Source organism: Mesorhizobium sp. B263B2A, from assembly GCF_020165775.1.
Taxonomy (GTDB): domain Bacteria; phylum Pseudomonadota; class Alphaproteobacteria; order Rhizobiales; family Rhizobiaceae; genus Mesorhizobium; species Mesorhizobium opportunistum.
This window is the reverse complement of the sequence record NZ_JAIUIU010000027.1, coordinates 44,834-59,011: the sequence shown is the minus strand read 5'-3', so window position 1 is coordinate 59,011 and position 14,178 is coordinate 44,834. Positions and strand designations below refer to the sequence as shown.

At 63.7% G+C, this 14,178-nt stretch carries 14 protein-coding genes; 9 read left to right on the top strand and 5 right to left on the bottom strand.

Annotation, left to right across the window (positions count from 1 at the left end):
• Positions 1 to 77: 77 nt before the first annotated feature.
• The 3 genes from cmk to LB568_RS28705 all read left to right on the top strand — a co-directional run bounded on the left by cmk (position 78) and on the right by LB568_RS28705 (position 4,633).
• Positions 78 to 728 (top strand): (d)CMP kinase, encoded by a 651-nt coding sequence (cmk, locus tag LB568_RS28715; RefSeq protein WP_140570554.1) that lies wholly within the window; start codon positions 78 to 80, stop codon positions 726 to 728.
• Positions 729 to 933: 205 nt separating this feature from the next.
• Positions 934 to 2,631, top strand: a complete 1,698-nt coding sequence (gene rpsA, locus LB568_RS28710; protein WP_013891536.1) for a 30S ribosomal protein S1 — start codon at positions 934 to 936, stop codon at positions 2,629 to 2,631.
• Positions 2,632 to 2,764: 133 nt separating this feature from the next.
• Positions 2,765 to 4,633 (top strand): hypothetical protein, encoded by a 1,869-nt coding sequence (locus LB568_RS28705; RefSeq protein WP_224731880.1) that lies wholly within the window; start codon positions 2,765 to 2,767, stop codon positions 4,631 to 4,633.
• Here the strand turns inward: LB568_RS28705 and LB568_RS28700 are convergent.
• The 4 genes from LB568_RS28700 to LB568_RS28685 form a co-directional block, all read right to left on the bottom strand.
• Positions 4,618 to 5,325, bottom strand: coding sequence for an SDR family NAD(P)-dependent oxidoreductase (locus LB568_RS28700; RefSeq protein WP_013891538.1), 708 nt, complete (start codon positions 5,323 to 5,325; stop codon positions 4,618 to 4,620). The genes LB568_RS28705 and LB568_RS28700 overlap by 16 nt on opposite strands.
• A gap of 237 nt (positions 5,326 to 5,562) precedes the next feature.
• A complete protein-coding gene (locus tag LB568_RS28695; RefSeq protein WP_224731879.1) occupies positions 5,563 to 7,143 on the bottom strand; it encodes a 5-guanidino-2-oxopentanoate decarboxylase in 1,581 nt (526 codons plus the stop codon).
• A complete protein-coding gene (locus LB568_RS28690; protein ID WP_224731878.1) occupies positions 7,140 to 7,814 on the bottom strand; it encodes a TetR family transcriptional regulator C-terminal domain-containing protein in 675 nt (224 codons plus the stop codon). Before LB568_RS28690 ends, LB568_RS28695 begins: the two co-directional genes overlap by 4 nt.
• Positions 7,784 to 8,656, bottom strand: coding sequence for a dimethylarginine dimethylaminohydrolase family protein (locus LB568_RS28685; RefSeq protein ID WP_224731877.1), 873 nt, complete (start codon positions 8,654 to 8,656; stop codon positions 7,784 to 7,786). The genes LB568_RS28690 and LB568_RS28685 overlap by 31 nt, the downstream gene beginning before the upstream one ends.
• Positions 8,657 to 8,866: 210 nt before the next feature.
• Here LB568_RS28685 and LB568_RS28680 point away from each other — a divergent pair, with 210 nt between their 5' ends.
• The 5 genes from LB568_RS28680 (at position 8,867) to LB568_RS28660 (ending at position 13,416) form a co-directional block, all read left to right on the top strand.
• Positions 8,867 to 9,682, top strand: coding sequence for an ABC transporter ATP-binding protein (locus LB568_RS28680; RefSeq protein ID WP_013891542.1), 816 nt, complete (start codon positions 8,867 to 8,869; stop codon positions 9,680 to 9,682).
• Between the two features lie 54 nt (positions 9,683 to 9,736).
• Positions 9,737 to 10,537, top strand: a complete 801-nt coding sequence (locus LB568_RS28675) for a transporter substrate-binding domain-containing protein (RefSeq protein ID WP_013891543.1) — start codon at positions 9,737 to 9,739, stop codon at positions 10,535 to 10,537.
• Between the two features lie 161 nt (positions 10,538 to 10,698).
• A complete protein-coding gene (locus LB568_RS28670; RefSeq protein ID WP_210160835.1) occupies positions 10,699 to 11,412 on the top strand; it encodes an ABC transporter permease in 714 nt (237 codons plus the stop codon).
• On the top strand, positions 11,412 to 12,221 hold the full coding sequence (locus LB568_RS28665) for an ABC transporter permease (protein ID WP_140570565.1): 810 nt from the start codon (positions 11,412 to 11,414) through the stop codon (positions 12,219 to 12,221). The genes LB568_RS28670 and LB568_RS28665 overlap by 1 nt, the downstream gene beginning before the upstream one ends.
• A 193-nt stretch (positions 12,222 to 12,414) precedes the next feature.
• A complete protein-coding gene (locus LB568_RS28660) occupies positions 12,415 to 13,416 on the top strand; it encodes an Ldh family oxidoreductase (RefSeq protein ID WP_140570568.1) in 1,002 nt (333 codons plus the stop codon).
• A gap of 13 nt (positions 13,417 to 13,429) precedes the next feature.
• Here LB568_RS28660 and LB568_RS28655 read toward each other — a convergent pair whose 3' ends face one another.
• A complete protein-coding gene (locus tag LB568_RS28655; protein WP_041163963.1) occupies positions 13,430 to 13,660 on the bottom strand; it encodes a hypothetical protein in 231 nt (76 codons plus the stop codon).
• Here LB568_RS28655 and LB568_RS28650 point away from each other — a divergent pair.
• Complete coding sequence (locus LB568_RS28650; RefSeq protein WP_013891547.1) at positions 13,659 to 13,940, top strand: hypothetical protein; 282 nt, start codon at positions 13,659 to 13,661, stop codon at positions 13,938 to 13,940. The two genes, LB568_RS28655 and LB568_RS28650, sit on opposite strands and share 2 nt — an antisense overlap.
• Positions 13,941 to 14,178: the final 238 nt, after the last annotated feature.

Here is a 14,178-nt window from a genome sequence, read left to right as displayed (position 1 = left end):
CGGCAGGACAGAGGGGGGTGTGAAGGATCGCGACGCTTGTTTTATCCACCGCATCTTCCGATCGCGTTGGCCCGCCGATGACACACGTCTTCACCATCGCCATCGACGGTCCAGCCGGTGCAGGCAAAGGCACCCTCGCCCGGCGTCTCGCCGACCATTACCGGCTGAACCTGCTCGACACCGGCCTCACCTACCGTGCGGTGGCCCATGCGCTACTGCGGCTCGGCCTGCCGCTCGACAACGTATCGGCGGCCGAAACCGCCGCGCGCCAGGTCGATCTGGCGACGCTCGACCGCGCGGTCTTGTCGGCGCATGCGGTCGGCGAGGCTGCCTCGAAAGTCGCGGTTTACCCGACCGTGCGGCGCATTCTGGTGGAAAAGCAGCGCGAGTTCGCCAAGACGCCGCCGGGCGCGGTGCTCGACGGGCGTGACATCGGCACTGTCGTGTGTCCCGACGCCGACATCAAACTCTATGTCACGGCGAGCGCCGAAGTGCGCGCGAGGCGCCGGCTGGCGGAGATCGAGAGCATCGGCGGCACCGCCGATTTCGCCGAAATCCTCGCCGACATCGAGCGCCGCGACCAGCGCGACATGGGCCGCGCCGACTCGCCCTTGAAGCCGGCCGCCGACGCGCACTTGCTTGATACCAGCGAAATGGCTATAGAAGCCGCGTTTCTCGCGGCCATGACTGTCATCGACGACGTGCTGGCCAAGCGAAATAAAGCCTGATCCGGGTTTTCCCTCGTTTTCCGTTGCCGGAAGCGCAGAAAATACCCATATCGGGCACGAACCAGCCTGCCAGCATTCTTCATGCGCCGGAATTGCCGCTTGAAAAGCGGCCCAGGGTTTTTCAACCCGGAACGCCGGCAGGCCAACGCAACGCTAACCCACGGCGCCCGTCCCGCTTCAGATGCGGGGCACTCCAGGAGAAAATATGTCAGCTGCAAATCCCACTCGCGATGATTTCGCGAGCCTGCTCGAAGAATCATTTACCGCCGGCCATTCCGGCGAAGGCCAAGTCGTCAAGGGCACGATCACCGCGATCGAAAAGGACATGGCCATCATCGACGTCGGCCTCAAGGTCGAAGGCCGCGTGCCGCTGAAGGAATTCGGCGTCAAGGGCAAGGACACCACCCTCAAGGTCGGTGACACCGTCGAAGTCTATGTCGAGCGCATCGAAAACGCGCTTGGCGAAGCGATGCTTTCGCGTGAGAAGGCCCGCCGCGAAGAGAGCTGGGTCCGTCTCGAAGAGAAGTTCACCAAGGGTGAGCGCGTCGAAGGCGTCATCTTCAACCAGGTCAAGGGCGGCTTCACCGTCGACCTCGACGGCGCCGTGGCCTTCCTGCCGCGCAGCCAGGTCGATATCCGCCCGATCCGCGACGTCTCCCCGCTGATGCACAACCCGCAGCCCTTCGAGATCCTCAAGATGGATCGCCGCCGCGGCAACATCGTGGTCTCGCGCCGCACCGTGCTCGAGGAAAGCCGCGCCGAACAGCGTTCGGAAATCGTGCAGAACCTCGAAGAAGGCCAGGTTGTCGAAGGCGTCGTCAAGAACATCACCGATTACGGTGCGTTCGTCGACCTCGGCGGCATCGATGGCCTGCTGCATGTCACCGACATGGCATGGCGCCGCGTCAACCATCCGACCGAAATCCTCAACATCGGTCAGACGGTCAAGGTGCAGATCATCCGCATCAACCAGGAAACCCACCGCATCTCGCTCGGCATGAAGCAGCTCGAGAGCGATCCGTGGTCCGAGATCGGCACCAAGTTCCCGATCGGCAAGAAGATCAAGGGTACCGTCACCAACATCACCGACTACGGCGCGTTCGTCGAGCTGGAGCCGGGCATCGAAGGCCTCATCCACGTTTCGGAAATGTCGTGGACCAAGAAGAACGTGCACCCCGGCAAGATCCTGTCGACGACGCAGGAAGTCGACGTCGTGGTGCTCGAGGTCGATCCGGCCAAGCGCCGCATCTCGCTCGGCCTCAAGCAGACGCTTGAGAATCCGTGGCAGGCGTTCGCCTCCAGCCATCCGGTCGGCAGCCAGGTCGAGGGCGAGGTCAAGAACAAGACCGAATTCGGCCTGTTCATCGGCCTCGAAGGCGACGTGGACGGCATGGTGCACCTGTCCGATCTCGACTGGACTCGTCCGGGCGAGCAGGTCATCGAAGAGTACAATCGCGGCGACATGGTCAAGGCGCAGGTGCTCGACGTCGACATCGACAAGGAGCGCATCTCGCTCGGCATCAAGCAGCTGGCCAAGGATACGGTCGGCGAAGCGGCCAACAGCGGCGAACTGCGCAAGAATGCGGTCGTCACCTGCGAAGTCATCGGCGTCAAGGATGGCGGTCTGGAAGTGCGGCTTGTCGAAAGCGGCATCGAGACCTTCATCAAGCGTTCCGACCTCAGCCGCGACCGCGACGAGCAGCGCCCCGAGCGCTTCACCGTCGGCCAGAAGGTCGATGCCCGCGTCATCGCCTTCGACAAGAAGACCCGCAAGCTGCAGGTCTCGATCAAGGCGCTGGAAATCGCCGAAGAGAAGGAAGCCGTCGCTCAGTACGGCTCGACCGACTCCGGCGCTTCGCTGGGCGACATCCTGGGTGCCGCGCTGAAGAAGCAGGGCAACTAAGGCGTCAGCTATCGACGGCACGCCTCGCGTGCGACCTTACAAAAAGACCCGCCGGAGCGATCCGGCGGGTCTTTTCTTTACGGGAACATAAACTTCGTCGCGTATTTGCCAGTGGTCCAAGGGAATACCTTCCATGAGCAATGGCGCCAACAATGCCGCCGCGCCACCTTCCTGGTTGCTGCGTCTTTACACCAACGCGCCTGTCCTGTTCTGCTTTTGCGCAATGGCGGTCCTGATGACCGCCCTTTGGTGCCTGGGCTTCAGGCTCAACAATGACGCGGACGATCTGCTCAAGCTCCACGAAATCCGTACCTTGCTTGAGACGGGCAATATCTTCGACCGGACGCTGCCCGGTATCGTCCAGCCCGAGCCCTATGTCTCGCACTGGCCATGGATCGTTGACCTGCCCTATGCCGCCTTCGCGCGGCTGTTCGCCCCTTTCGCCGGCTTCGAGCCGGCTCTGATGCTGGCAAGCTTCGCCGTCCCGCTGCTGCTGCTCGCGCCGGCGCTCTATTTCTACAACCGGCTGGTGATCGCCACCGGCTTTGCTTATCCGGCCATTGCATTCCCGTTGGCGTTGATCTTTGCCGCGCGCACCTTTTTCGAATTCGCCCCGGGACGGATCGACTATCACAATCTGCAAATCCTGCTGCTTCTGGCAGCGCTGGTGTTGATGATATCGCGAAATCGCTTTTCCGCCTTCGTCAACGGGCTGCTGACGGCCTTGTCAATCGCCGTCAGCGCCGAGTTCGCGCCGTTCTATGCGCTGGTGATCGCGGTCTACGCCTTCGACTGGATTTTTGACCGCGAGGGCGGTGAAAGCCGGATCGTCGGTTTCGGCCTCGCCTTGGCTGCCGGGGCGATCGGCCTGTTCGCGGCGATCGTGCCGCCCTCCGCCTATACCGCGGTCAGATGCGACAGCTATTCAACGCCGCACGTGACGGCGCTGGTCGCGGCCGGGCTTTCATTTGCCGTCGTGCCCTGGCTTGCCGGCCGGCGTGGAGGATGGCCCATGCGCACGGCAATCCTGCTGGTTTTCGCGGCGGCAAGTGCCGCGGCGCTGGCCGTGTTGTTTCCGCAATGCCTGGCCAGTCCCTATGCTTCGCTCGACGCCTATGTTCGCGACAACATGATCAACAGAATTCTTCAGGAAATGAGCCTGTTCCGGCGCCCTGATGTCGTCCTGTCGACAGGCTTTCCCAGCATGGCGCTGCTGTTTATCGGCGCGCTTGCGCCAGCCGTCATCTGCGCCGGGCGGCACGGTCGAAGCCGGCCTCTCGTGATATTGGCCCTGTTCTCGCTGCTCGCGCTGGTGCTGGCGGTCGGTTATGTCCGCTACTACCGCTACCTTCCGATCTTTGCCGGCATAGGCCTCGTTTTCGTCCTGGCGAGCCTGCTGTCGCCGGATGCGAGGTTGGGACGCTATTTGAAATCTCCGGTGCCGACGGCATCGCGCAAATATACGTTGATCCTGCCGGGTCTCGTTTTGTCCGTCGCAATGGCGCTGTACAACCTGTCGGTAAAACCGTCCGAAGCGGCGGTTCCTGCGGGCGAGCTCGCCGATAACTGCTATTCCAGCCCTTTTGAGCCTGAACAGGGTTGGCCGGCAGGCGCCATTGTCCTTTCCCCACCGCTGGTCGGCTCGCGTTTCGTTGCCCTTGCCGACGGTCCCAAGGTGGTGACGATCGCCAATCACCCGTCGGCCAAGGGAATCGAACGAAGCTACCGTTTTCTTGATCCGGCGACCGCCGACCCACGCGCGATACTCGATGCCACCAGGGCAACGCATGTCGCGATTTGCGCCTGGCGAGGCCCGCCTTTGCCGGCGCTGGAAGCCGCCTATCCATTCGCGGCGGGGCTGATTGAAGGCCGGCCGCCGGCATGGTTGCGCGAGTGCCCCACGGCCGCTTCATCGCCGCTGCGGATCTACAGCTATCGCAATGCCGATGGAACGGATGCCGTGTGCCCGGCTTCGACGCTCGCGATTCAGGCCCGGCCGTAGAGCGGCACCAGAGTTCCGCTCATCGCCTGATTGGCGGGTGAGGCCAGGTAGGCGATGGCCTCGGCCGCGGCTTCGAGGCTGACCCATCTGGTGAAATCGGCGTCCGGCATATCGGCACGGTTCGCCGGCGTGTCGAGCGTCGACGGCGCCACGGCATTGACCAGGATACCCTCGGCCTTGAGTTCCTCCGCCATCGCCACCGTCATCGCCGCGACGGCTGCCTTGCTGGCCGCGTAGGCAACCATGCCGGCACCGCGCCTGAGGTCGAGCCCGGCGCGCGCGGTGACATTGACGATGCGGCCGGCAGTGCCTGACTCCAGCATCGAGCGGATGGCCGCGCGGCTGCACAGGAAGGTGGTGCGGGCATTGGTGTCCATCATCTCGGCAAAGGATGCCGATTCGATCTTTTCCACCGGCGCCGCGGCAAAGCCGCCGGCCAGATGGACGGACCCCCACAAGGCGGGAACCTGAGCATAGAAGGCCTCGACCTTGGCGGAGTCCGACAGGTCGACATTGTGCGCCAGCTTGACGTTCTCGTGCGCGGCGAAAGGAAAATGCTGGGGTGCGGCGGCGTGCGCGTTCGGGACGTGGCAGATCGCGCCCTGCTCCAGCAGCCTGCCGACCACCGCGCCACCGAGCGCTCCGGTTCCGCCGGTCACAACGATATGCCTGCCCTTGAGTGTTTCCGTCATCCTGGACCGCTCCTGTCGTTTTTTATGATTTTGTCGCTTGTTGCCGCCCGACGCGAAGCGTCGCGCCTTTCGGGCGATCACTCAATTGATATCTCGACATGGCAGCCGTCACGTCTTTGCATGCGTCAGGCAGCCGTGCGACAGGCAGAGCCGCGGGCGCGCTGCTCATGCCCGCGCAAAAGCCAAGCCGGCGAAGGATACGATGCTGGATGGAAAATCAACGCTGTCCTGAAGGCCTCAATCGATCGTGATTTCGATGACGCACGGCAGTCCCGTCGCCCGGGCGCGTTTCAGGGCCCGCGGCAAGGCGCCGATATCGGCCAGCCGTTCGGCGCCGATGCCATAGGCCTCGGCCAGCTTGCAGAAATCCGGCGGCGCCGGCGATACGCCGACAGGTTCCACGCCGACATCGAGCATCGAGGTTTCGATCTCGCGATAGCCGCGATTGTTCCAGACGACGAAGATGACGGGAGCCGCGGCATCGAGCGCCGCGCCGAGCTCCGGCAACGTGAACTGGAACCCGCCGTCGCCGGTCAGGCAGACGACCGGGGCGCCGGGCATGGCAAGTGCTGCGCCGATCGCCGCCGGCGGGCCGTAGCCGAGCGCGCCGAAGCCGGTGGAGGCGTTGAACCAGCCGCCTGGCCGGTCGTGATCATAGTAGAGGTTGGCGGCGTAGATCGGCTGTGTCGAATCACCAACGATAATCGCGCCCGGCAAGGTGTCGCGTATCATTTCCACCGCATGCACCTGTGCCACATAGGCCGGGCTCAGCTCGGCAAAGCCGGCCTTGCGTGCAGCGGCGGCGCGTACCTGGCCGTCCGGCGCGGCCGGGTGAGCGGCGCCGATCGCGGCAAGCAGGGCCTCGATCGCCTCGGTGCAATCGGCCTGGATGGCGACTGTCATCGGACGTCGCGCAAGCTGGTCGGCGCCGATGTCGATGCGGATCAGATTGGAAGGCAGGACGAAGCCGCCGTCGCCATAGCCGTCATAGTCGGTCGGCCCGAATTCCGTGCCGGCGGCAATCACCAGATCGGCGTCCGCCATCAGGGCGCGAACCGCCTTCAGGCTCGGACTTGCCGGAACGCAGAGCGGATGGCGGTGCAGCAGGCCGCGCGCATTGGTGGTTTCGACGACCGGTGCGCCCATTGTCTCGGCCAGGCGACGCAGCGCCATGTCGGCACGCTTGGCGCCGCCGCCGGCAAGGATCAACGGACGGCGCGCGGCGGCGATGAGTTTGGCCGCGTCCGCAATTGCCGCGCCGTCGGGCGCCGGCGGTGCGACGTTGCTCAACAAGGCAGCGATGCCGTCGGCCGGCTTGACCATGACATCGGTCGGGATCTCGATATGCACCGGACCGGGGCGGGAAGACGAAAACAGTGCGAAGGCCCGTGCCAGCGCGCCGGGCAATTCATCGGCTTCGGTAATGCGTTGCGAAAACAGGGCCACCGTTTCCATCATGCCGCGCTGATCCGGCAGCTCATGCAGGAAGCCCAGCCCCTTGCCCAGGGTCGGCATGGCGTTGACGCCCGAGATGACCAGCATCGGCACCGAATCGGCGCGCGCCTGGCCCATGGCGGTGATGGTGTTGGTCAGCCCCGGTCCGGTGATGACGAAAGCGACGCCCGGCCTGCCGCTGGCGCGGGCATAACCGTCGGCCATGAAGCCGGCACCCTGCTCATGGCGCGGCGTGACGTGACGGATCTTCGAGCGCGCCAGGCCACGGTAAAGCTCGACCGTGTGGACGCCTGGAATGCCGAAGACGGTATCGACGCCATGCGCTTCAAGCAGCGTGATGAGGGCCTCGCCGAGTGTCGTCATTGGTTTTTCTTCCCTTCCGGCGCGAGGCCTAGTTCGGCCTCGACGGTCTTGATGCCAATCGCCGCCAGTTCGCCGGGCGAGAACATCTCGCCGGCCAGGCAGCCTTCGATCCAGAGTCCGTCGATGATCGCATTGATCGCGATGGCATGGTGGCGCAATTGGCTTGTGTCCGGATTGCGCCGCTCGGCGGCGAGCACCTCGGCCACGACCGCTTCCACCTCATTGCGAAAACCAAGGTAGCCTTCGCGGTGGGCATGGGCCAGGGTCGGATCCGCGCTGGCGCGGCCGATGAAGGTTGCCCAGAGCGAAAACACCCGCGCGTCGATGATCGGCGCATCGAGGTTGGCGGTGATGAAAGCCGCAAGACGCTGACGAGGCGAGGCGTCTTCCATGACCAACGCCGCTTTCGCCTGCTCGGTCATGCGGCCCATCAGCGCCGCGTAGGCTTCCTGCAGCAATTCTTCCTTGCTGGGAAAATAGTGCCGGATCAGCCCGGCGGTGACGCCGGCACGCAATGCGATGGTGCGCAAGGTGGCGCCCTGCAGGCCATGTTCCGCCACGCTGTCCAGGGTGGCTTCGATCAGATCCTGCCGCCGCCGCTCCTCGCCCTCGCGACGGAAGCTGCGGCGGGACGGCGTATTCATTGGCGCAGGATCGGCCGCGTCAGGCATGTCGGCCCGCCCTCGCAGGCAACGCAGAGCGCATCCGCTTCGAAGATTTCGACCGTGCAGCCGGCAGCTTCCATCGCGGCTTTGGTCCTTGGGAAGCCGGCAACGGCAATGACCTTGAGTGGGCTGGTCGGCAACACGTTCAGGCTAAGGCCATTGGAAGCCGCGAACTCTTCGGCGTCGCCTTCGACCAGCCGGATGTTGCGCGCCTTCAGCATCTGATAGAACGGGGCCGGCAAAAGCGGTGAATAGACCAGTGCGAGGTCGTCGGCCAGCGGGCTGATCACCGACATCAGATGCAGGCACGCCTCCTCGCCCTGCCACAGCGGCAGGTCAAAGCCGTAGACGGAAACGCCGAGCGGCGTCAGCAGGTTGGAAACCTGCTGGATGCCTTCCTGGTTGGAGCGGACACCGCGCCCGATCACCAGCGTGCGGGCATCAAGCCATACACAATCACCGCCTTCGACCTGGCCGGGAGCCTCGACCCGGCCGAGGATTGGAATGCCCAGCCTTCGGTAGGTTTCCTCATGCAGCGAAGGTTCCCTGGCGCGCAAGGGCTTGCCCATGGACAGGATCAACGCGCCGCGGTCGGTCATCAGCGACGGGTCGTGCGTGAACACCGAGTCCGAAAGTCCATCCGCGGTGTCCTCGATCCATTCGATCTCGGCACCGGAAGCCGTCACCAGTTCAGCAAGGAGCGCGTGCTGCGATGCCGCTTTCGCCGGATTGAAACCCGGGCCATAGTGCCAGGCATCCCTGTCGGCATTGCGCATGGCGTTGGCCGCCGACCGCATCAGCACGCGTCGCAGCGGCGCCGCCATGGACTGTGATCCGAAAGCGCTCATAGAGGCCCTTTTTCTGCTGAAAAAAATCGAAAAAATTTCATGGAAGGCTATTTATACACTTGCACAACAAGCTCGCAAGTGCCGTAATGAGCAGGATTGACGGGCTCTCGCCGTTGGGTCCATGCTGAAGTCTGGAGTGGGCAGTACAGCGTATATGTTGATTAGCCGGATGGACGTTCGACGAACCGCCGACCCTACAGAGGTCGCCCAGTGACCGTGGTGGAAGCTGCCACAGTCCAATCCGGCAAGGTGCAGGACGGCGCCGCCGAAGCCATCCACGTCGAGAACCTGCACAAGAAATTCGGCGAACTGCACGTGCTGAAGGGCGTGTCGCTGTCGGCGCGCGACGGCGAGGTGATCGCCATTATCGGCGGCTCGGGCTCGGGCAAATCGACACTGCTGCGCTGCATCAACTGCCTGGAAAACCCGACCAGCGGCATCATCCGCGTCAACGGCGAGGAGATCAAGCTCAGGGCCGACAGCTATGGCCACACCGTTCCGGCGGACCGCAAGCAGATCGAGCGCATCCGCTCCAAGCTCGGCATGGTGTTCCAGAATTTCAACCTGTGGAGCCACATGACGCTGATCGAGAACGTCATCGAGGTTCCGGTGCATGTGCTCGGCGTCAAGCGCGACGAGGCTATCGCCCAGGCCGAGAAATTGCTGGCGCGCGTCGGGCTTGCCGAAAAGCGCGATGTCTATCCGGCCTATCTTTCAGGCGGCCAGCAGCAGCGCGCCGCGATCGCTCGCGCGCTTGCCATCAATCCGCGCGTCATGCTGTTCGACGAGCCGACCTCGGCGCTCGACCCAGAACTGGTCGGCGAAGTGCTGAAGGTGATCGGCGACCTGGCGCGCGAAGGCCGCACCATGGTGCTGGTCACCCACGAGATGAAGTTCGCCCGCGAGGTCGCGACCCACGTCGTCTATCTCTACAACGGGCTGGTCGAGGAGGAAGGGCCGCCGGAGCAGATCTTCGGCGCACCGAAATCCGAAAGGCTCAAGCAGTTCATCCGCAACATCGGCTAGGGACAGGCCGGGACGGAAGAAAACCGGGAACCAACAACAAACTGGGAGTTTGAAATGAAGACTGTTCTGAAGACATTCGCCGCGGCGCTGCTGCTCGGCGTCGCCGCCATGGGCGTCGCCAAGGCCGATCCGGTCAAGATCGGCGTCGCCGCCGAGCCCTATCCGCCCTTCACCTCGCCGGACGCCTCGGGCAAATGGGTCGGCTGGGAGATCGAGTTCATCGACGCCGTATGCGCCGAGGAGAAGCTCGACTGCGTCATCACGCCTGTTGCCTGGGACGGCATCATCCCGGCGCTGACCACCAAGAAGATCGACCTCATCGTCTCTTCGATGTCGATCACCGCGGAGCGCGAGAAGACGATCGATTTCTCGGACAAGTATTACAACACGCCGACGGCGATCATCGGACCGAAGGACCAGAAATTCGGCTCCACGCCTGAAGACCTCAAGGGCAAGGTCGTCGGCGTCCAGGTGTCGACCGTACATGCCGTCTACGCCAAGAAGCACTTCGGCGCCACGGCTTCCGAGATCAAGGAGTACCAGACCCAGGACGAAGCCAACAACGATCTCGCCGCCGGCCGGCTGGACGCGGTGCAGGCCGATTCCATCGCGCTCGGCGAATTCCTGAAATCGGACCAGGGCAAGGCCTGCTGCGACCTGAAGGGCATGGTGGCTCCGGACGACGAAGTGCTCGGACCGGGCGTCGGCGCCGGCGTGCGCAAGGAAGACACCGACCTGAAGGAAAAGATCAACGCCGGTATCAAGGCGATCCGCGCCAACGGCAAGTATGACGAGATCTCGAAGAAATACTTCGATTTCGACATTTACGGCGGCGGCGGCGCTCAGTCGAACTGATTGGCAAGCCTGGCTTGTGGCCGCGCGGCGCATCGTGCGCCGTGCGGTTTTTGCCTGAACCTGTCCACGCACGCTTTCGCTGACGAAAATGGCCAGCGGCTGACGCCAGCAATCCGGGGGCAAAGCTGATCGACGCATTTCTTTCGGCCTCGGCGGCCGGCATCATCGAGCTTCTCTCGCCCAACCCACCAGGCTGGGGCGGAACGCTTCTGCTCGGACTTCTGCATTCGATCGAGATCGCGCTCGGGGCCACCTGCCTCGGCCTTTTGATCGGCACTGGCGGCGCCTTCGGCAAGCTTTATGGCGGGCCGGTGGTGCGTGATCTGCTGGCGGTTTACACCACCGTCGTGCGCGCGGTGCCCGAACTGGTGCTGATCCTACTGCTTTATTATGCCGGAACCGACCTGATCAACCAGGCGCTGACGGCAATGGGCTACCAGCGCGTCGACATCAGTGGCCTTGCCGCCGGCATCGCCGTGCTCGGCTTCGTCCAGGGCGCCTATTCGACGGAGGTGATACGCGGAGCGATCCTGGCTATTCCGCAGGGCCAGATCGAAGCCGCCCGTGCCTACGGAATGTCTCCCGGCCTGATGCTGCGGCGCATAACCCTGCCGGCCATGCTGCCGTTTGCCATACCGGGCCTCGCCAACCTCTGGCTGATCGCCACCAAGGACACCGCCCTGCTGGCGGTCGTCGGGTTCTACGAACTGGCGCTGGCAACGCGGCAGGCCGCAGGCGTCACCAAAGCCTATTTCACCTTCTTTTTCGCCGCAGCCGTTCTCTACCTGCTGCTGTCGCTGATTTCCAATTTCCTTATCGGCCGCGTCGAGGCATGGTCGCGGCGCGGCATGCCTTCGCTCAAGGAAGCACGCTGATGGCGAACGAAGCGGCCGTCATCAACGTTGTCGCGCGAACGTCGCTATGGCTGCAGCCGCACCGCATCGTGCTGATCCTGGTCGCGCTGGGGCTGGTTCTGGGTGCCATATTCTTCATGCGCTGGGACTGGCTGCCGCAGTATTACGAGATGGGCCTGCTCGGCATCTGGCGTTCACTATGGATCCTGGCCGTTACCTGCGTGCTCGGCTTCCTGCTCGCCGTGCCGCTCGGGCTGGCGCAGGCCACCGGCTCGTTCTGGTTCGCGGCACCCGCCAAGGCCTTCTGTACGGTGATCCGGGGAACGCCGCTGCTGATCCAGCTGTGGCTGCTCTATTACGGCCTCGGTTCGCTGTTTCCGCAATATCCGTGGATTCGCGAATCCTGGATGTGGCCGTATCTGCGGCAAGCCTGGCCTTATGGCGTGCTGGCACTGACCCTGTCGTTCGCCGGTTACGAGGGCGAGGTGATGCGCGGTGCCTTTGCCGGCGTACCCAAGGGACAATTGGAGGCGGCTCGCGCCTTTGGCATGAGCCGCTGGAAAATCTTTCGGCGCATCTGGCTGCCGCAGGCCTTCTACAGGGCGCTGCCGACACTGACCGGCGAGACCGTGCTGCAATTGAAATCGACGCCGCTGGTGGCGACGATCAGCGTCATCGATATCTTCGCGGTTTCGTCCAAGGTGCGGCAGGACACCTATCTCACCTACGAACCCTTGCTGCTGCTGGCGCTGATCTACATGACGATCACCGGCATCCTGGTGTTCGCCTTCGGCAGGATAGAGGCGCGCATCCCGAACAAGATCGGCTAGAGCATTTCACCGTTTCACGGAAACGGCGAACCGCTCTATCTCTTTGTTTTTACGCAATTCCGGACGGAAAACCGTGTTACACTTTTCCTGGAATTGCTCTCGTGAGGAGTGAGTAGCGAATAGTGAGTGGAAGCGGCTCGCCGCATCCTCTATTCACTACCCACCACTCCCTACCCACTTGAAGGCAGCTACGATGCAACTCAGTCTCGACCAGGCAAGAGGACTGTGCCGGATGGCGGCACTCGGCGCCGGCGCCAATGAAGAAGCGGCGCAATCGCTCACCGCCTCGATCATATCGGCCGAGGCAGAAGGGCTTTCGAGCGTGGGGCTCACGCATTTCATCGATTATCTCGAAGCGCTCGAGGCCGGCCGCATCGACGGCAACGCCGATCCGGTGATCACGAGGCCGGCGCTGGCGGTCTATCTCTCCGACGCGCGCGGCGGGCTGGCGCATACCGGCTTCGACCGCACCATCGACGACCTCGCCAAGGCGGCAAGGCTGTTCGGCGTCGCCATCTTCTCGCAGAAGAATGCCTATACATGCGGCGCGCTCGGCTACTTCACCGGCCGGCTGGCGGCGCAAGGGCTGGTGTCGTTCGCCGCCACCAATGGCCCGGCCGTTCTGGCTGGTTCCGGCTCGGTCAAGCCGGTCTATTGCACCAACCCGATGTCGTTCGCCGCCCCTGCCGCCGACGGCGCGCCGCTGGTCATCGACCAGTCGTCGAGCGCCACCGCTTTCGTCAACATCCGCAAGGCGGCCGAGGACGGCAAGAAAATTCCCGAAGGCTGGGCGCTGGACGAGAGCGGCAACCCGACCACCGATCCGGCGGCCGCCATGAAGGGCGCCATGCTTGCCTTCGGCGGCCAGCGCGGCGCCAACATCGCGCTGATGGTCGAAGTGCTGGCAGCCGGCCTGTCGGGCGCCAACTGGTCGCTCGACGCGCCATGGTTCAGCGGCGGCCCGGACAGCCCCGGAACCGGCCTGTTCGTGCTTGCCGTCGAACCCAAGCTGCTCGATCCGGATTTCGAGCAGCGCATGAAGGACCAGCTCGACCGGCTGCGCCGCCGCTACGGCGTCCATGTGCCGGGGCGCGCCCGGGCAGAGGCAGCCGAGAAGGCGCAGGCACGCGGCATCACCGCGCCGAAGGCGGTCGTGCAGCGCATTTCCGAATTCGCCGAGCGCTATTCAGCCTGAATAGTCCATTATTTCAGACAGTTACCTGAAGACTGCCGGCGCAGGGCGCGGCGCGGTGCGTTTTTTTCTGCGCGCCGCTGAACCTTTTTGCGCTTTGCAAACACCCAGCTTTGTCCAGGGCAAGGCGAGCTTGCCCGATCCACGCCGGGGGAAACAGCAAACCGAAAGCGAAAGCCTGCTTCACGCGGAGGATGTCCCTTTGCGCCTCGGAAAACCCAACCGGAATCAAAAGGAAAATTGCCATGACCAACACCAAGATCACCATGCTCACCGCGGTCCTTCTTCTCGGCTCGTTCATGGGCGCCACCCAGGCAGCCACGTTGAAGGCCGCTCCGGTGAAACCGTCCACGCCCGGCGTCATCACCGCCCCGAGCGGCGGCGCCACCGAGGACCATTACTGCAAGAACGGCCACGCCAAATTCGCCAATTGCAGCGCCGATTTCGTCGCGGCCTGCAAGAAGGTCGGTGGCACCATGTCGGATGTTCAGGGCTGGGGTGGGCGTACTTGCTTCACGCCCTCCTGATACCGTCTCAGGTCAGGCCGCTCCGTCGGCCCCTGGCTTCGCATGGATGTCATCCGGAAAACCCCGCTTCGGCGGGGTTTTCTGCGTCGACGCACGCATCGGCAAGGCGTTCTGAGGTGTTTTTGTCCTGACGCAATTCCCAAGGAAGAACCGCCTTGCACTTTTCCTGGAATTGCGCGGAGACAAGGGGGACAGCGACGTCGCGTCACCCTTTGCCTTTGGCGCAAAACGGACTATG